A 16,744-nucleotide genomic window follows, 5' to 3' on the forward strand; every position below is an offset into this window, starting at 1 on the left:
GTGGTGGGTGGGCGGCGGTGGTGCCATCAAGCTCCTGCTTTCATGAGCCGATTACTCTAGCGGCGGCGACCGTCCGTGTTCAATGAGTAATTAGTGCATCTCAATTTATTTCGGCTATGGAGGGTGTATGGATCCGGTCCTGGCCCTGCGTGAGATCGCCTTTCTGCTGGAACGCGCCGGCGAGCCGACCTACCGTGTACGGGCGTTCCGCCGCGCCGCCGCGGTCGTCGCCGACCTCCCCGAGGACGAGCTCGGCCGGTTGGTCCGTACCGGTGGCCTCGCCGACCTGCCGGGCATCGGCAAGGTCACCCTTCTTGTGGTCAACGAAAGTTTCGAAGGTCAGGTTCCGACCTACCTGCGGCGGTTGCGCGCAACGGAGGGGGTCGAGCTCGACGCCGAGACCGCCGCGCTGCGCAGCGCGCTGCAAGGTGATCTGCACAGCCACTCCGACTGGTCGGACGGCGGGTCGCCGATCGAGGAGATGGCCGAGACCGCCGCCCGGCTCGGCCACGGATATCTGGCGCTGACCGACCACTCCCCCCGCCTGACGGTGGCCAAGGGCCTCTCGGCCGAGCGCCTGGAACGCCAGCTCGCGGTGGTGGCAGAGCTGAACGAGCGCCTGGCCCCGTTCAGGATCCTGACCGGCATCGAGGTCGACATCAACCCGGACGGCTCGCTCGACCAGGACAGGGAACTGCTCGAACGGCTCGACGTGGTGGTGGCGAGCGTGCACTCCAAACTCCGGATGGACGCCGGCGGCATGACCCGCAGGATGGTCACCGCCGTCGCCGACCCCCTTGTGGACGTGCTGGGGCACTGCACCGGCCGGGTGGTGCGGGCCGGCGGGCGGCGCGGGGAGCGCAGGCCTGAGTCGGAGTTCGAGGCGGAGTTGGTCTTCGAGGCGTGCCGACGGTTCGGGGTGGCGGTCGAGATCAACTCGCGGCCCGACCGGCTCGACCCGCCCAAGCGGCTGATGCGGCTGGCGTACGAGATGGGGTGCGTGTTCGCGATTGACTCCGACGCGCACGCCCCTGGGCAACTCGACTGGCAGCGGTACGGCTGCGAGCGGGCCGCCATGTGCGGTATCGAGGCGGAGCGGATCGTCAACACCTGGCCCCTGGACAGGCTCCTCGACTGGACCCGGGCCTGACGGTTCCCCGGGCGCCCTCCCCCCGGCCGTCAGATCTTTGTAGTCGTACGGTGAGGCAGGGGTTGCCGGGCGCCGCGGGGGCCCGCGATTGTCGGTCGCCCGGCGTAGCGTCGCGGCTGTGAACCGTACCGACCGGCTCTACGCGCTCGTCGAAGACCTGCGCGCCATCGCGCCACGCTGCCGCTCCGCCCGCGAGCTCGCCGAGCGGTTCGAGGTGAGCGTGCGCACGATCGAGCGCGACATCACCGCGCTGCAGGAGTCCGGCGTCCCGATCTACGCCCAGCAGGGCCGCAAGGGCGGTTACGCGATCGACAAGAAGATGTCCCTTCCCCCGCTCAACTTCAGCCCCGCCGAGGCGGTGGCGATCGCGGTCGCCCTCAGCCGGGCCGGCGACCAGCCCTTCGGCCGCCAGGCCCGCAGCGCGTTACGCAAGGTCGTGGCGGCGATGCCGGGGCCCGAGGGCGAGCTCGCCCGTGAGCTGGCCCGGAGGGTGCAGCTCGTCCAGCCGCCCGACCAGCCCGCCGCCGGCGTCCAGCCGCTCGGTGCCGAGGGCGTCTCCCGCGCCATCGAGGAGGCGCTGCTGCGCCGCCGCGTGCTCCGCCTCGACTACGCCGACGCCAAGGGCGCGCTGACCACGCGCGACGTCGAGCCGGGCGTGTTCCTGGGCGGGCGCGGCGGTTTCTGGTATCTCGTGGCGTGGTGCCGGCTCCGCGACGACGTACGCGTCTTCCGCCTCGACCGCATCGCCTCCGCCACCGTCACCGCCGAGCGCTGTCCCGAGCGCCCCCTCGAAGGGTTCGCCACCGACGTGCCCGAGATGGTCGTCCACGGCACCGCGCTCGACTGAACATCCGATCGAAAAATCAAGAGGAAACACCGACATAGGGTTGTCGCCCGGCCGTTAGATCGTTGTCCTGTTCGACAGATGAGGAGACGATGATGGACAACACGGTGACATGGTTCGAGGTCGCGACCGACGACCCCGAGGGCGCCCAGCGCTTCTACGGCGGCCTGTTCGGCTGGCAGTTCACCGGTGAGGGCGGCCCGATCGACTACCGCACGATCAGCGGGCCGGGCACCGGCCGGCCGATGGGCGGGCTGTTCAACACCAAGGGGGAGTTCCCCGACCATGCGATCTTCCACGTTCAGGTGGCTGACGTCGAGGCGACCTGCGCCAAGAGCGAGTCGCTGGGCGGCAAGGTGGTGATGAAGGTGATCGACGACGGCGCCGGCACCGACTTCGCCTATGTGAGCGACGTGTCCGGCAGCGTCTTCGGAGTCTTCCACCGCAGGTGATCATCCGGGCGCTGGCCGGGGAAGCGCCTTCCCCGCGACCACCGGCCCCCGCCACGGGCCGCTCCGCGCGGAGCGGATCACCTTGACGCCCTGGACACGCCGCCGATCGCCGAGCGGCGGCGCGTCCAGGGCTCTCGTCAGAAGTCGACGGCGGCCAGCCAGCGGTCGAGAAGCTCGCGGTCGCCGTGCACGGTCAGGTCGCCGGGTGAGCGCCTGCCATAGATCATGAGCAGCAGCTCCGACACCGGGCCCTGGACCGCGGCGTCGCCCTTCGCGTGGCCGCGCGCCCAGGTGATCTTCCCGGCGGGGCCCTGCGTGATGGTCCACTCGCCCTCGCCGTCGCTCGCGTGCAGGTGGATCGTGGCCCCCTCCATGCCGAGCCCGGCCAGTGACCGGGTGACCCATACGGCGTGCGGCAGGTTGTGCAGGAACTCCTCGACGCCGTCGGTGGCGACCCCCGTCGGGACGACCGGGTCGAGGCCGAGCGCGAGCTCGGCGTCGACCCGGTGCACCACCAGCTCGAAGTGCATCCGGCGCGGCCACCACGCGGCCCGCCGGTCCGGGCCCCACGTCCACACCTCCAGCTCGGGATCGGTGGTGCGCAGCGTGTCCAGCAGCTCGGCGGCTCCCTCCATCAGCCAGGCGGCGTCGCCGCTCTGCCCCTCGGCCAGCCCGCTCGGCACCTGCCGCGACCAGATCTTCTCCCGCACCTGATTGCGCAGCACGTGGACCGCCCAGCGGTGGGTCCGGCCGACGTGCGTGATCAGGTCGGCGATCGTCCATCCCGGGCACGTCGGCACCGGGACGGACAGGTCACCGGCCAGGGCCGCCAGGCGCGCGGCCTCCGTCTCGATGTGAGCGGTCCGCCCGCCTCCAGCGTCGTTCTCCGTCGCCTGGTCCGCGCTCCGCGCGTTGTTCTCCGTCACCTGACCCAGCCTAGGCCGCCGGGCACGTGGCGCCCTTCTGCGGAACCTTGCCGTCGATCAGGTACGTGTCCACGAGCTCGTGCACGCACTTGCTGCCCGACAGGTACGCCCCGTGCCCCTCGCCCTCGTACGTCACCAGCGTGGCCGTCCCGAGCTGCGAGGTCAGCTTGGGCGCCCACTGGTACGGCGTGGCCGGGTCGCCCTTGCCGCCCACCACCACGATCGGCGCGGACCCGGAGGCGTCCACGCGCCGCGCCTGGTCGCTGCCCTTGACCGGCCAGACCCGGCACAGCCCGCCCGAGCCCTCGCTGCCGAACAGCGGCGAGATTTTCAACGCGGCCGCCTCGGTGCGCCGCAGCTCGGCCTCGCTGGGCCGCTCGGCGGTGTCGGCGCAGGTGATGGCGGGGAAGCTCGTCATCTGCGTGGAGTAGGCGCCGTCCTCCTTGCGCCCGGTGTAGTTGTCGGCGAGGTAGAGCAGCGCCTCACCGTTGCCCTTGAGCCCCTCGCTGAGCGCCTGCTCCAGGAACGGCCAGGTCAGCTCGGAGTAGAGCGCGGCGGCCACGGCGGTGGAGGCCAGCCCCTGCGTCAGCGTGCGGCCGTGGACGTTCAGTGGCTTGGTGGTCAGGCGCATGAGCAGGTTCTCGACGTTGCTGTTGGCGGTGGCCTCGTCCTTGCCGAGCGCGCACGTGGACTTCACGCACGACCGCAGGAAGCTCTCGTACGCCTGCTGGAAGCCGCGCGTCTGCGCCAGCGTGCGCTGCTCGAACGAGACGGTCGGGTCGAGCGGCGCGTCGAGCACCATCCGGCCCACGCTGTGAGGGAACTCGGTGGCGTAGACGGCGCCGAGCTGGGTGCCGTACGACATGCCGACGTAGTTGAGCTTGGAGTCGCCCACGGCGGCGCGGATGCGGTCCATGTCGCGGGCGGCGTTCACGGTGCCGACATGGGGGAGGATCTTGCCGGAGTCGCGCTGGCAGAGCTCGGCGAACCTCTTGTTGGCCGCCGTGGTGCGCCGGCGCGTCTCCTCCCCGGGGGGCAGCGTGTTGAGCGAGGTGAACGTCTCGAGCTCGGAGGCGTCGCCGCAGCGTACCCCGGAGCTGCGGTCGACGCCGCGCGGGTCGAAGCTGATCAGGTCGTAGCGGGTGCGCAGCGTGGTGAGCGCCTTGGCCGCCTGGTCGAGCGTGTCGACGCCGGACGCGCCGGGGCCGCCGAAGTTGAACACCACGGATCCGAGCCGCTTGCCCTTGCCGGTGGCCGGCAGCTTGATCAGCGCCAGGTTCAGCTGCTCGCCTTCGGGCTTGGAGTAGTCGAGCGGCACCGCGAGCGTGCCGCACCGCACGGAGGCGTCCTGGCGGGCGGGAGGTTCACCGTCGGGGCGCTCGAGGTCGGTGCAGGCCCCCCAGTCGATCGTCGCGGTTTCGCCGGGAGCGTCCGTGGCGGGTTCGGCGGGGGCGGTGGAGCAGCCCGTGGCGGTCACGAGCAGGGCGGCGGCTAGGACACGTCGCATATCGATGGATCTTCCCCTCGTCTCTCAGGGGGAAGTAGTGCCCACAATACGTGACGGTGCACCAAACCCGGGTGAGGCGGCGCGTATCCACCCTGGTCGCGCCGCGACGACGGCGCTCCCGCGAGGACCTCGCGGGAGCGCCGTGATCGACGGTTCAGACGCCCATCGACTGGGTGTCGTTGCTCTCGGCGCCGCCCGCCTCGGTGACGCCGTTCTTCAGGTGGTAGCGGGCGATGGCCTCGCGCAGCACCTCGCCGCCGAGCTCGCCCTGCCCGACCAGGCTGGACAGCACGGCCAGCGTGATCGACGCCGCGTCCACGTGGAAGTGGCGGCGCAGCGCCGAGCGGGTGTCGGACAGGCCGTACCCGTCGGTGCCCAGCGAGGACCAGCCACCCGGCACCCACTGCGCGATCTGGTCCTGTACGGCCTTCATGTAGTCGCTGACGCCCACGAACGGCCCGCGCGCCTGCGACAACGCCTGCGTCACGTAGGGCACGCGCCGCTCGGCGTCGGGGTTGAGGAGGTTGTGCTCCTCGCAGGCCAGGGCCTCGCGGCGCAGCTCGGTCCACGACGTCGCCGACCACACGTCGGCCGACACGCCCCAGTCCTCGGCGAGCAGCCGCTGCGCCTCCATCGCCCACGGCCCGGCGACGCCGGAGGACAGGATGTTGGCCTTCGGGCCCTGCGTCTGCGGCCCTTCGGCGAACTTGTAGAGGCCCTTGAGCAGGCCCTGCACGTCGATGTGCGCGGGCTGCGCCGGCTGCAGGTAGGGCTCGTTGTAGACGGTCAGGTAGTAGAAGATGTCCTCCGGCTGGTCGCCGTACATCCTCCTGAGGCCGTCCTTGACGATGTGGGCCACCTCGAACGCCCAGGACGGGTCGTAGATGACCGCGGACGGGTTGGTCGAGCCGATGAGCGGCGTGTGGCCGTCCTCGTGCTGCAGGCCCTCGCCGTTGAGCGTGGTGCGGCCGGCGGTGGCGCCGAGCAGGAAACCGCGCCCCATCTGGTCGCCCATGGCCCACATCTGGTCGCCGGTGCGCTGGAACCCGAACATCGAGTAGAAGATGTAGATCGGGATCATGTGCTCGCCGTGGGTGGCGTACGACGTGCCGGCGGCGATGGTCGAGGCCATCGAGCCCGACTCGCTGATGCCCTCGTGCAGGATCTGCCCCTGCACCGCCTCCTTGTACGACAGCAGCAGCTCCCTGTCGACGGCCTCGTAGGTCTGGCCGTGCGGCGAGTAGATCTTCGCCGTCGGGAACATGGCGTCGAGGCCGAACGTACGGGCCTCGTCGGGGATGATCGGCACGAACCTGTGGCCGATCTCCTTGTCGCGCATGAGGTCCTTCAGCAGGCGCACGAACGCCATGGTGGTGGCGACCTGCTGCTTGCCCGAACCCTTCTGGAAGGTGGAGTAGACTTCGTCGCCGGGCAGTTTGACCGGCTTGGCGCGGACGACCCGTTTGGGGAGCACACCGCCGAGCGCGGCGCGGCGCTCCATCATGTACTGGATCTCGGGGTCGTTCTCGCCCGGGTGGAAGTAGGGTGGCAGCTCGCCCTCGAGTGCGGAGTCGGGGATCGGCAGGTAGAGCCGGTCGCGGAACTCCTTGAGCTCGGCCTTGGTGAGCTTCTTCATCTGGTGGGTGGCGTTGCGCGCCTCGAAGTCCTTGCCCAGCGTCCAGCCCTTGATGGTCTGGGCGAGGATCACGGTCGGCTGGCCGACGTGCTCGCGGGCCGCCTTGAACGCGGCGTAGACCTTGCGGTAGTCGTGGCCGCCGCGCGACAGCTTGCGGATGTCGTCGTCGGTCAGGTGCTCGGCCATCTTGCGCAGGCGCGGGTCGGAGCCGAAGAAGTGCTCGCGGATGTAGGCGCCCGACTCGACCGAGTAGGTCTGGAACTGGCCGTCGGGCGTCGTGTTCATCTGGTTGACCAGCACGCCGTCGACGTCGGCCGCCAGCAGCGGGTCCCAGTCGCGGCCCCACACGACCTTGATGACGTTCCAGCCGGCGCCGCGGAAGTAGGACTCCAGCTCCTGGATGATCTTGCCGTTGCCGCGGACCGGGCCGTCGAGCCGCTGCAGGTTGCAGTTGATCACGAACGTCAGGTTGTCGAGCTCCTCGCGCGCCGCCAGGCCGATGGCTCCGAGCGACTCGGGCTCGTCCATCTCGCCGTCGCCGAGGAACGCCCACACGTGGCTGCGGCTGGTGTCCTTGATCTGCCGGTTGAGCAGGTAGCGGTTGAACCGCGCCTGGTAGATCGCGCCGATCGGGCCGAGGCCCATGGAGACGGTCGGGAACTCCCAGAAGTCAGGCAACAGCCGCGGATGGGGATAGGAGGGCAGTCCGTGGAAGCCGTGCGACAGCTCCTGACGGAACGCGTCGAGCTGGGACTCGTTGAGCCGGCCCTCGAGGAAGGCGCGGGCGTAGATGCCCGGCGCGGCGTGCCCCTGGAAGAAGACCTGGTCGCCCGACTCGCCGTGGTCCTTGCCGCGGAAGAAGTGGTTGAAGCCCACCTCGTAGAGCGAGGCGGCCGAGGCGTAGGTGGCGATGTGCCCGCCCACGTTGGTGCGGGCGTTGGCCCTCGACACCATGATGGCCGCGTTCCAGCGGATGTAGGCGCGGATGCGGCGTTCGACGTGCTCGTCACCCGGGAACCACGGCTCGCGCTCCGGCGGGATCGTGTTGATGTAGTCGGTGCTGCGCAAGCCCGGCACGCCGACCTGGTGCTCGCGGGCCCGCTCGAGCATGCGGAGCATGAGGTAGCGGGCTCTGGTGCGGCCTTCGGTCTTGACGACGTTGTCGAGAGACTCGAGCCACTCGTTGGTCTCACTGGGATCGACATCAGGCAACTGGCTGGGTAGGCCGTCGCTGATGATCGAGAATCGCTGGCGTCCGGAAGCCACTGGGTCTCGCCTTCCGAGGTGGACTGATGACTGGTCTGGGTCGCCTTCCATCCTGGTCGCTAGTCGGAGAAAACGCATCTCTACTCGCCGGTAACCAGGGTGTCCCTGCTGGCAGGAGGGGTGCCGATGGCCTAGACCACCGATGGTAGGACGAATCTCGCCACAGATTACATCCCAGGAGCAAATTAACAAGACAGGAAAACTGACGAAATTTCGCTCAATGTCTTGAGGTGGTTCCGGGGTCGTCGGCGTCGTTACGGGAAACCTGCCCTGGAGGGGCGGGGGTACACGTCCTGGCGCCGTGCCGCGCGAGTCTAGCCCCCTTGCCCTGCGCCTCCCGGCAGGGGGCGGGTGGTCGTACCCTCCGGAGAGGGGTGTCTCGCGCGCGCGTATAAAGACGTGTGCGAGGGCCGGCGTCGCGTCGGCGGCGCTTGTTGTTCGCTCAGAGGGGAATCGGGGTCCGGCACGCCGGTCGCCACGGTCCGCTCCACGTAACGTTTTGGTCATCATTCGTCTTGCCCGAGCTTGGCGGGCAAAAAGTCCCTTGTCTCCGGATACGGTCTTTTCCTGCGGCCTTCGGAGTATCAGTCTGGAGGTATGAATGCGACGGTAGGCGACCGGCTCCTGGTGCACGGGAATACCGTTGGCGAAAGGGACCGGATCGGGGTAATCGTGGAGGTCCACGGCCCGGACGGCGGGCCTCCCTACATGGTGCGGTTCGATGACGGCCACACGGGGCTGGTGTTTCCCGGTCCTGATGCGGTCGTTGTCCCTAAGTAAGATTTTCCTGTGAGATCTGAAATCATCTCTGTGACCACCGGTTCACGAGAGACGGTGCACGACATCACGGCCGAATGCGCCGACTTTGTGCGAGGGCAGGGCGGAGACGGTCTGCTGCACATTTTCGTGCCGCACGCCACCGCCGGGGTCGCCCTGCTCGAGGTGGGCTCGGGCAGCGACGACGACCTGCTCGCCGCGCTGCGCGACCTGCTGCCGTCCGACGACCGCTGGCGTCACGCCCACGGTTCGGCCGGGCACGGAAGGTCACATGTGATGCCCGCGCTGATCCCGCCCTATGCCACGATCCCCGTGCTGGGCGGGAGAATGGCGCTGGGCACCTGGCAGTCGGTGGCGCTGGTCGACCTGAACATCGACAACCCGCAACGCCAGGTTCGCCTGTCGTTTTTGTCTGATTGATTCTGGCCGACCACGGCCGTACCCGTGGCGACCGTTGACGACCGAGGGTCACAGCGTGTGGACTGTGCCGAAGCGATAAACCGCATAAGCGGGGCCACTCAAGCAGGAGGGATAAACGTGAGCGCGACCGCGGGTCAGGCGCAGGGCGAGCGCGGCCTGGCCGAACGACTCGGCCTCAAGCCGGGTCAGGTGGTGCAGGAAATCGGTTGGGACGAGGACGTCGACGACGAGCTTCGTGACTCCATCGAAGACCTGACCGGCAATGAGCTGCTGGACGAGGAGAGTGACGACGTCGTCGACGTGGCGCTGCTGTGGTGGCGCGACGGCGACGGAGACCTCTTCGACGCACTGACCAACGCCATGCGATCACTCGCCAAGGGCGGCCAGATCTGGCTGCTGACTCCCAAGGCCGGGCGCGATGGCCACGTGGAGCCGAGCGACATCGGGGAGGATGCCACGACCGCGGGTCTCTCGCAGACCAGCAGCATCTCCGCCGCCCCCGACTGGTCAGGCACGAGGCTCGTGACGCCCAAAGGACGGTAGGAGCCCGAGCGCCCGTACGGCAGGATGGTTCACGTGAACGCACATCCTGCCGAGGTCGGCGCCCAGGCTCCTGATTTCGAGCTGCAGGACCAGCACGGCACGCCGGTGCGCCTGTCCCAGTTCCGGGGCGCCAATGTCGTGCTGGTCTTCTACCCGCTCGCCTTCAGCGGGATCTGCCACGGCGAGCTGTCCGCGTTGCGCGACAGCCCGCTCGACGGGGCACACCTGCTGACCGTCTCCGTCGACTCCATGTTCACGCACCGCGCATGGGCGGATCGTGAGGGTTACACGTTCGCGCTCCTCTCCGATTTCTGGCCACACGGACAGGTCGCGCGGGCGTACGGTGTCTTTGATGAAGCGAAGGGGCTCGCGCTACGGGGGACCTTCATCATCGACGGCGAGGGCGTGATCCGGTGGAAGGTGGTTAACCCGACCTCCACCGCACGTGACGTCGCCGACTACGTGAAGGCACTCGCCGACATTTCCTGACTTCGGAGGAAAACATGCCCTGCTACCGCTGCGGGGCCCGGCAGACCGACCCGGTGCGCGGCGCCAGCCCGTGGCAGCGCGGGGTGCGCGACGAGTCCCAGGTGCTGATCTGCCCGGACTGTCAACGGCTGCACGACCACGACCTGGACTCGTGCTCCACCTGCGGGTCCACGACGCTGATCTGCCGGCTCGGCGAAGTGGAGTGCCGGTCCTGCGGGGCCGTGCGGATGGCCCGCTCCGACACGCTCACCGTCTCGGTGCCGCCTCCGCCTGGGCTCTCCGCGGAGGTGGAGGCCGCACTCAACAGGGTGCTCGGACGCGCCTGAGCCGCTGCTGGGTCGCGCCTGAGCCGCGCCTGAGCGGTCGGTGGTAAGGCGTGGCCTCTTGGGTGACGGTCGCGGGCTCGCGGGCCCGTACGCGGGGGCTGGGGCGCTTCGGGGCGCACGCCACGGTCGGCGCTTCCATGAGAACTTTCCGGACATTTGCTGAGCTGCGCTATCGTCTCCTTCCGTGTCCGCAAAGAGTTCGTTCGTCGTAGCGCTCGACGTCGGTGGCACGTCCATGAAGGGCGGCCTGGTCAGCGAGTCCGGCGCGGTGCTGCTGAGCGAGCGGCGCCCGACCCCACGGGAGGAGGGCCCGGAGGCGGTCGTGGCCGCGATCTCGGGTTTCATCGCCCACCTGGCCGGCTCGGGCGAAGGCATCCCGGCGGGCGTCGGCCTGGCCGTACCCGGACTGGTGTCCGACAATTCCGCCGTCTACGCCGCCAACCTGGGCTGGCGCGACGTCCCCGCCACGGACTTCACCACTCTGGACATCCCGGTCATGCTCGGGCACGACGTACGCACGGGCGGGCTCGCGGAGAGCACCCTCGGCGCGGGCCGCGGCGTCTCCGACTTCCTCTTCCTGCCCATCGGCACGGGCATCGCCGGCGCCTCGATCGTCCACGGAGAACCGTACGGCGGCTCCGCCGGCTGGGCCGGCGAGATCGGCCACACCCCCGTCTTCCCGGACGGCGAAGAGTGCGCGTGCGGCCAGTTCGGCTGCCTGGAGACGTACGCCTCGGCCGCCTCGGTGGGGCGGCGCTACAGCGAGCGGGCGGGCGTGGAAGGCGTCAAGGCCGAACAGGTGGTCTCCTCCGACGACCCGATCGCCATCGAAGTATGGGACGAGGCCGTGGAGGCCCTGTCGCTGGCGCTGGCCACGTACACACTGCTGCTGGACCCCTCCCTGATCGTCCTCGGCGGCGGCCTGGCCGAAGCGGGCCCCGCCCTCTTCGACCCGGTACGCACCCGCCTGGTCAAGCGCCTGGCCTTCCGCGACGCCCCACCCCTGGTGCCGGCGGCGCTCGGGGTGGACGCGGGGATGCTGGGGGCCGCCCTTCTCGGGTGGCGCGCGGCAGGCCGTCCTGAGCTGGGTCCGGAGTGGACGGTGGATGTGCGATCGGCGCCGATGGTGTCGTAAGGTGTAGTGCCGATCAGGGGCGGTTAGCTCAGCGGTAGAGCACTCGCCTTACAAGCGAGGGGTCACTGGTTCGAACCCAGTACCGCCCACCTGCGAGAACACCTGTGCTGCGATCTTCAAATGCCCTCTGAGGGACAAACAGAGGGATCAACTTCTGAAGATCTTGTCCATCGCCGCAGCTCCCAGCATGATCACGGGCCGGATCTGGTGCCGATAGACCGTCTCGGTGACCACCGTGTCGGAGTGGCCGACCAGGCGCGAGATGTCCTCTATGGGGACGCCGGAGTCCGACAGCACGGACACAAAGGTGTGCCGTAGCTCGCGAGGTGACCGCTCCCGCCGATCAGCAGGGACAAGACGATGTAGGCCCGCATGCGCTCGCCGCTCTTCTCCGCCTGCGCGAGAACGGCGAGAGGAGTGACTTGCAAGCGAGGGGTCACTGGCTCACCGAGTAACGTGACTCGCCGGTACCGCTCTCCGGGCTCGCGGCGCGCATGGTGACGGGCTGTCCGGAATCTCCGTAGCCCCTCACTCGCGGCACGTCAAGGCCGCATTCCCCCTGCGTCGGCTTGAGGGCGGTGGTGGTGTGTGATCTCATCGCCGTAGTCATCCGGGCAAGAGGAGGGTTGTGCAGATCTGGGCGGAGTCCTCGGGTGGGCCGTTGGTACTCGTGGCGGAGAAGGCGCTGAACGAGTGGACCGGTGCGAGGGGTGACGACTACGAGTTGGCATGTGCGGTCGACGATTGTGGAGTGATCCGGTTCGGCGCAGGCGAGCCGGCCTTGGTTTTCTGGGACGAGCCCACGAGTATCACGTACTTCCAGCGGCTGAGAATGTTCGTGCAGTGGGTCTACGGCGATCCCGATTGCGACGTGGAGCAGGCGGTGTCGGACCTGGGCGATGTCACTTGGGAGCAGGGTCCGGCCATGGACTTCGGTGGGTCGATGGTGCTGCTCGATGCCGCCGTACCGGGAGCCGAGATTCAGATCGACCAGGTACGGGGCGCCATGGACGTGGAAGCGATCAGCGTGGAGATCGTGCCGGGCCGGTATCGGGTGGATTGTGGGGAGGTCAGGCCGGACGAACACACGTGCTTTCGTTGCTACCGCCTCGTGGCGGTTGCCTAGAGCGATTCTGGTCATGCAGCCTGTCCATTGCCTGAAGCGGGTGATCATGTTCGATCGGCTCGGATGAGGTCTCCAGCCGCATGCCGGCGACCTCTCGGCCCGAGAGCAGGGACGCCAAGTTGTGTCGGTGGGCCTTGCCGGTGAGGTCGGCGCGCTACTTGCTCGCGCCGCGGTCCGCAACCGCCCACTCACCGGCTGCGGGGTCCAGGCGTGGTGTCGTACATGCGCCATGACTGATGACGCCACCCAAGCTGCTTGATCGTGCAAGCGCTCCCCTGCTTGACTCCTCATGCCCTATGAGGAGGAAACGACTGTGTTAGCCAGAACGCTCCTTGCGGTGGTCGCGCTGGCGATCCCCCTGGCCGTGGTCCCCCCGGCCGTCGCGGACACTCCACCGACCGACCCGGCCGCCGCCAAGAGCGTGACGCTGATCACCGGAGACCGCGTGACCGTGGACGGTGACCGGGTCGGCTTCGATGCGGGTCCCGGTAGGAAGGACGTCCGGTACGTCACGGAGGGCACCAAGGACGACTGGACGCTCATCCCGCTGGACGTCGCCGGCGACGTGGCCAGGGGCGTGCTGGACCGCAGCCTCTTCCAGGTTCCCCGCCTGATCGCGGCCGGGCTGGATGACGCCTCGGTCAAGGGACTGCCGCTGATCGTGCAGTATCGGGACGGGGCCGCGCCCAAGGCGTCCTTGGCCGGCGCCCGTACGCTGACCTCGATCAACGCCGTGGCGGCCACCGCTCCGCGCGAGCGGGCGGTGTGGGGGCAGCTCGGCCAGGACAGCTCGGTGGCGAAGGTGTGGCTGGACGCGCCCGTCAAGGCCTCGCTCGACCGCAGCGTTCCGCGGATCGGCGCGCCCGAGGCCTGGCAGATCGGGTTCACCGGTGAGGGCGTCAAGGTGGCCGTTCTGGACACCGGCGTCGATGACAAGCACCCTGACCTCGCCGGCCGGGTGGAGGCCGCCCAGAACTTCACCGACAGCGAGGACGCCGTCGACCGGAACGGCCACGGCACCCATGTCGCCGCCACGATCGCCGGTCAGGGGGTCGCGGGGACGCCCGCGCGCAAGGGCGTCGCGCCTGGAGCCCGGCTGCTCAGCGGCAAGGTGCTGGACGACCGCGGAAGCGGCAACGCCTCCGGCATCATCGCCGGCATGGAATGGGCCGCCCGGCAGGGCGCCAAGATCGTCAACCTGAGCCTCGGCCACCCGGACGAACCCGGACTCGACCCGCTGGAGCAGGCCGTCGAGCACATCTCCGCCGACAGCGGCGTGCTCTTCGTGATCGCCGCGGGGAACGACGGGCCGGGCGCGAGCACGCTCGGCAGCCCGGGCAGCGCCGACTCGGCGCTCACGGTGGGCGCGGTGGACTCCGAGGACGAGCTCGCCGGCTTCTCCAGCCGCGGCCCCCGCGTGGCGGACTTCGCGATCAAGCCTGACCTGACCGCCCCCGGCGTGGACATCACCGCCGCCCAGGCCGGTACGACCGGCCACATCGCGTACTCCGGCACCTCGATGGCCGCCCCGCACGTCGCCGGCGCCGCCGCCATCCTGGCCCAGCAGCACCCCGACTGGACGTGGCAGCAGCTCAAGGCGAGCATGGTCGGCTCGGTCAAGCCGGGTGGGCCACTCACCGACAACGGAGCCGGGCGGATGGACGTCGCCAAGGCCGTCAAGCAGACCGTCGCCGCCGACACGGGCACGTTGTCCTTCGGGCACCTGCGCTGGCCGTATGACGACGAACCCATCGAACGCACCCTCACCTACCGCAACTCCGGCACCGCGCCGGTGACACTCGACCTTGCTCTGGAAGCGCCCGAGGGCGTGTACGAGCTGGGCGCGACGCAGGTGACCGTCCCCGCGAACGACACCGCGGCGGTCACCGTCACCGCGCAGGTGAAGTCGTCCCGTCCTGGTGCCTTCCCCGGGCGCATCACCGCGACGGGCGGCGGCGTCACCGTCTCCACCCTGGTCAATCTCTCCACCGAGGTGGAGAGCTACGACCTGCACGTGAAGATGATCGACCAGCTCGGTACGGTTCCCGACCGTCCGGACGACTTCATGCCGATGACGCTCATGCCGGAAGACGGCGGCCCTCTCATCAGCATCGGCGTCAACCACGGCGACAGCGAGGGACCCGTCCGCGTGCCCGCGGGCCGCTACCTGGCCTATGCCGTGCTGCGGACCAGGTTCCCCGACGGTCACCAGGAGCTGAGCGTGGTGCCGGTCCCCGGACTGGAGGTCAAGGAAAACCGGGAGCTCGTCTTCGATGCCCGCGACGCGAGGCTCCTGAACGTGGAAACCGACCACGACGATGCCAGGACGGCCGGAGAGACCTTCACCTTCATCCAGGACCGCCAGGACGGCCGGCAGTGGGGGGCTCGGTTCTCCCTCGACCGCTTCTCGCTGCCGCGGAACGTCCCGCCCGATCCGCTGCGTTTCCGCGTGTCGCCCACCGAGGGGAAGGCACGCGGGTTCCGCTTCGAGATGTTCAGCCAGCTGGCGGCCCTGCGCCCGGACGGCACGTTCACCGACACGCCCTACCAGTACAACCTGCTGCTGCGCAGGGAGGGATCCGTGCCGGGCGCGTTGCGGGTGCGTGATCGCGAGCTGGGCACCGTACGAGCACACCTGGCCACCCTCCGGGCCGACGCCACGGGGGCGTTCGGCGCGGGACCCGTCACCGACGGCCCCGTCGGTTCCTACACCTCGTGGAGCCAGGCGGTCGTGTCGCTGCCCGCCACGCCGACCTGGTACTTCACGCCAGGCGTGCCGTGGCGGCGCTCCATCGAGACGATGCCGTCCGGGCGACTCCACCAGACCGACGAACACGCCGAGGCCGACTCCTACCGGGCCGGCCGTACCGAGAAGGAGCGGTGGAACACGGGCGTCGTCGGCCCGGCCCTGCCGGGCAACGCCACCGTGACCAGGAACGACAAGGCCTTCACGGTCGCGCGCGTACCGCTGTGGCACCCGCCTCGTCCTGGCCGCTCCCTCATGAGCAGCAACTACGGCGGCGGCACCACGACGCTCCTGCGTGACGGCCAGGTCGTGGGAACGGCCGACAAGCTGCCCGGCACGGTGACCTTCCCCGTCGAGTCCGGTCCCGGGCGTTTCCAGCTGGTGCTGGACGGCACGGTCAGCCCCAGTGCCAGCGAGTTGTCCACCAAGGTCAGGACGGAGTGGTCGTTCACCTCTTCGGGTGCCGGTCCCGTGCCGCTGTTCGTGCTACGTGCCTCACCCGAGCTCGACCTGCACAACGCGGCCAGGTCCGGGGTCCTCGTGCTGCCCCTGCGGTTGGAGCGCATGACCGGGGCGACGCGGCCACTGTCCCGCATCGGTGTCGAGGTGTCGCGTGACGGCTCCTCGTGGCGCAAGGCCATAGTCGTGCCCACCGGCAAGGACACCTGGAAGGCGATCGTTCCGATCCTTCCCCGTCAGGGAGAGTTCGCGTCGCTCCGCCTCACGGCGCGCGACACGGCGGGCAACACGGTCAGGCAGACCGTGGAGCGAGCCTTCCGCTTGCGCTGACGCCTCATTCGGTACGTGGCGAGGAGCATGTACTCTCCGACGGCTTCGTCCTGGCCGAACCGCTGCCTCCGCTGCCCGGCCGGGCATGGGCGACGGCGTCGTGAGAGGGCATGCTCGGGCTGCGCCGTCGGGGTTCGCCTTGTCGGGCTCGGAGGGGCGGGTCGGGAGACGCGCCGGTGTCGTCCCAAGGCCCGCCAGGCGCGGCCTGGATGAGCTCGATGAAGGCGGGACCGTCGGCGGAGAAGGCGATGCGGTAGTCACAGTCCCCGATGCGCCCGTCGCGGGGCCGGCGCCAGGTGACCGCGGCGGCGGACAGGTCGCTCATCGCTGCTTGTAGATCAGGAACGGTGAAGCAGACGTGGTGGAAGGTTGACATCGGGTCCTGATGCTCTCGGGTCGAAGAAGCCGAAGACGAAGCAGGCTTGGACACGGCCTCACTGAGTGGGTGCCTCGGCGAGTGAGAGGCTGTTTCCATCCGGGTCCAGGACGACCACGTGACGTACGCCGTTGCTGTAGGTTTCCACCGGTTCGTGGGCGATGCCGCGGGCAGCCAGGCGGGCCAGGATGTCGTCGAGGTCGCTCACCCCGAGCGTGATCACGGCGCAGCCCACC

Annotated in this window: 15 protein-coding genes, 1 tRNA gene and 1 pseudogene; 12 read left to right on the top strand and 5 right to left on the bottom strand. The window is 69.4% G+C overall.

Annotated elements, in window-relative coordinates:
- The first annotated feature begins 127 nt into the window (after window positions 1–127).
- The 3 genes from GUY59_RS41060 (at window position 128) to GUY59_RS41070 (ending at window position 2,446) form a co-directional block, all read left to right on the top strand.
- Window positions 128–1,150: a PHP domain-containing protein gene (locus GUY59_RS41060; RefSeq protein ID WP_138207000.1), complete on the top strand. Its 1,023-nt coding sequence runs from the start codon at window positions 128–130 to the stop codon at window positions 1,148–1,150.
- Between the two features lie 118 nt (window positions 1,151–1,268).
- Window positions 1,269–1,997: a helix-turn-helix transcriptional regulator gene (locus tag GUY59_RS41065; protein WP_138207002.1), complete on the top strand. Its 729-nt coding sequence runs from the start codon at window positions 1,269–1,271 to the stop codon at window positions 1,995–1,997.
- A gap of 92 nt (window positions 1,998–2,089) precedes the next feature.
- Window positions 2,090–2,446 carry a VOC family protein gene (locus GUY59_RS41070; protein ID WP_161714968.1) on the top strand — a complete coding sequence of 119 codons (357 nt, stop codon included), beginning with the start codon at window positions 2,090–2,092 and terminating at the stop codon, window positions 2,444–2,446.
- 137 nt (window positions 2,447–2,583) lie between these two features.
- Here GUY59_RS41070 and GUY59_RS41075 read toward each other — a convergent pair whose 3' ends face one another.
- The 3 genes from GUY59_RS41075 to aceE form a co-directional block, all read right to left on the bottom strand.
- Entirely contained in the window at window positions 2,584–3,372 is a 789-nt protein-coding gene (locus GUY59_RS41075; RefSeq protein ID WP_161714969.1) for a maleylpyruvate isomerase family mycothiol-dependent enzyme, read from the bottom strand.
- A gap of 10 nt (window positions 3,373–3,382) precedes the next feature.
- A complete protein-coding gene (locus GUY59_RS41080) occupies window positions 3,383–4,879 on the bottom strand; it encodes an alpha/beta hydrolase (RefSeq protein WP_138207008.1) in 1,497 nt (498 codons plus the stop codon).
- Between the two features lie 154 nt (window positions 4,880–5,033).
- Entirely contained in the window at window positions 5,034–7,781 is a 2,748-nt protein-coding gene (aceE, locus tag GUY59_RS41085) for a pyruvate dehydrogenase (acetyl-transferring), homodimeric type (RefSeq protein WP_138207010.1), read from the bottom strand.
- A 597-nt stretch (window positions 7,782–8,378) separates the two neighbouring features.
- On the opposite strand from aceE, the gene GUY59_RS41090 reads away from it, so the two are divergent.
- The 7 genes from GUY59_RS41090 to GUY59_RS41120 all read left to right on the top strand — a co-directional run bounded on the left by GUY59_RS41090 (window position 8,379) and on the right by GUY59_RS41120 (window position 11,560).
- The gene (locus tag GUY59_RS41090) at window positions 8,379–8,561 is read left to right on the top strand and encodes a DUF1918 domain-containing protein (RefSeq protein WP_132336936.1); all 183 of its coding nucleotides are present in this window, start codon (window positions 8,379–8,381) and stop codon (window positions 8,559–8,561) included.
- 9 nt (window positions 8,562–8,570) lie between these two features.
- Complete coding sequence (locus tag GUY59_RS41095; RefSeq protein WP_138207012.1) at window positions 8,571–8,978, top strand: secondary thiamine-phosphate synthase enzyme YjbQ; 408 nt, start codon at window positions 8,571–8,573, stop codon at window positions 8,976–8,978.
- A 117-nt stretch (window positions 8,979–9,095) separates the two neighbouring features.
- Window positions 9,096–9,521, top strand: a complete 426-nt coding sequence (locus GUY59_RS41100; RefSeq protein WP_132336932.1) for a DUF3052 domain-containing protein — start codon at window positions 9,096–9,098, stop codon at window positions 9,519–9,521.
- Window positions 9,522–9,554: 33 nt separating this feature from the next.
- On the top strand, window positions 9,555–10,010 hold the full coding sequence (locus GUY59_RS41105; RefSeq protein ID WP_442939074.1) for a peroxiredoxin: 456 nt from the start codon (window positions 9,555–9,557) through the stop codon (window positions 10,008–10,010).
- Between the two features lie 14 nt (window positions 10,011–10,024).
- Window positions 10,025–10,336: a hypothetical protein gene (locus tag GUY59_RS41110; protein ID WP_138207016.1), complete on the top strand. Its 312-nt coding sequence runs from the start codon at window positions 10,025–10,027 to the stop codon at window positions 10,334–10,336.
- Between the two features lie 184 nt (window positions 10,337–10,520).
- Entirely contained in the window at window positions 10,521–11,471 is a 951-nt protein-coding gene (locus GUY59_RS41115) for an ROK family protein (RefSeq protein ID WP_252375179.1), read from the top strand.
- Between the two features lie 17 nt (window positions 11,472–11,488).
- A tRNA-Val gene (locus tag GUY59_RS41120) sits at window positions 11,489–11,560 on the top strand.
- Window positions 11,561–11,618: 58 nt separating this feature from the next.
- Here the strand turns inward: GUY59_RS41120 and GUY59_RS41125 are convergent.
- Window positions 11,619–11,798 (bottom strand): annotated as a pseudogene (locus GUY59_RS41125) (site-specific integrase); the annotation flags it as partial.
- A 301-nt stretch (window positions 11,799–12,099) separates the two neighbouring features.
- Between GUY59_RS41125 and GUY59_RS41130 the strand changes: the two are divergent.
- On the top strand, window positions 12,100–12,597 hold the full coding sequence (locus tag GUY59_RS41130; RefSeq protein WP_138207020.1) for an Imm21 family immunity protein: 498 nt from the start codon (window positions 12,100–12,102) through the stop codon (window positions 12,595–12,597).
- 313 nt (window positions 12,598–12,910) lie between these two features.
- Entirely contained in the window at window positions 12,911–16,132 is a 3,222-nt protein-coding gene (locus GUY59_RS41135) for a S8 family peptidase (RefSeq protein WP_138207022.1), read from the top strand.
- A 434-nt stretch (window positions 16,133–16,566) separates the two neighbouring features.
- Here GUY59_RS41135 and GUY59_RS51565 read toward each other — a convergent pair whose 3' ends face one another.
- Complete coding sequence (locus GUY59_RS51565; protein ID WP_442939075.1) at window positions 16,567–16,743, bottom strand: VOC family protein; 177 nt, start codon at window positions 16,741–16,743, stop codon at window positions 16,567–16,569.
- Between the last annotated feature and the right edge of the window lies 1 nt (window position 16,744).

The sequence above is a fragment of the Nonomuraea sp. K271 genome, assembly GCF_009908215.1.
Classification (GTDB): Bacteria; Actinomycetota; Actinomycetes; order Streptosporangiales; family Streptosporangiaceae; genus Nonomuraea; species Nonomuraea longispora.

What these genes read in the sequence shown, in the direction of transcription:
- GUY59_RS41080 (WP_138207008.1), bottom strand. Translation starts at nt 4,879, where the DNA reads ATGCGACGTGTCCTAGCCGCCGCCCTGCTCGTGACCGCCACGGGCTGC.
- GUY59_RS41060 (WP_138207000.1), top strand. Translation starts at nt 128, where the DNA reads ATGGATCCGGTCCTGGCCCTGCGTGAGATCGCCTTTCTGCTGGAACGC.
- GUY59_RS41090 (WP_132336936.1), top strand. Translation starts at nt 8,379, where the DNA reads ATGAATGCGACGGTAGGCGACCGGCTCCTGGTGCACGGGAATACCGTT.
- GUY59_RS41110 (WP_138207016.1), top strand. Translation starts at nt 10,025, where the DNA reads ATGCCCTGCTACCGCTGCGGGGCCCGGCAGACCGACCCGGTGCGCGGC.
- GUY59_RS41070 (WP_161714968.1), top strand. Translation starts at nt 2,090, where the DNA reads ATGGACAACACGGTGACATGGTTCGAGGTCGCGACCGACGACCCCGAG.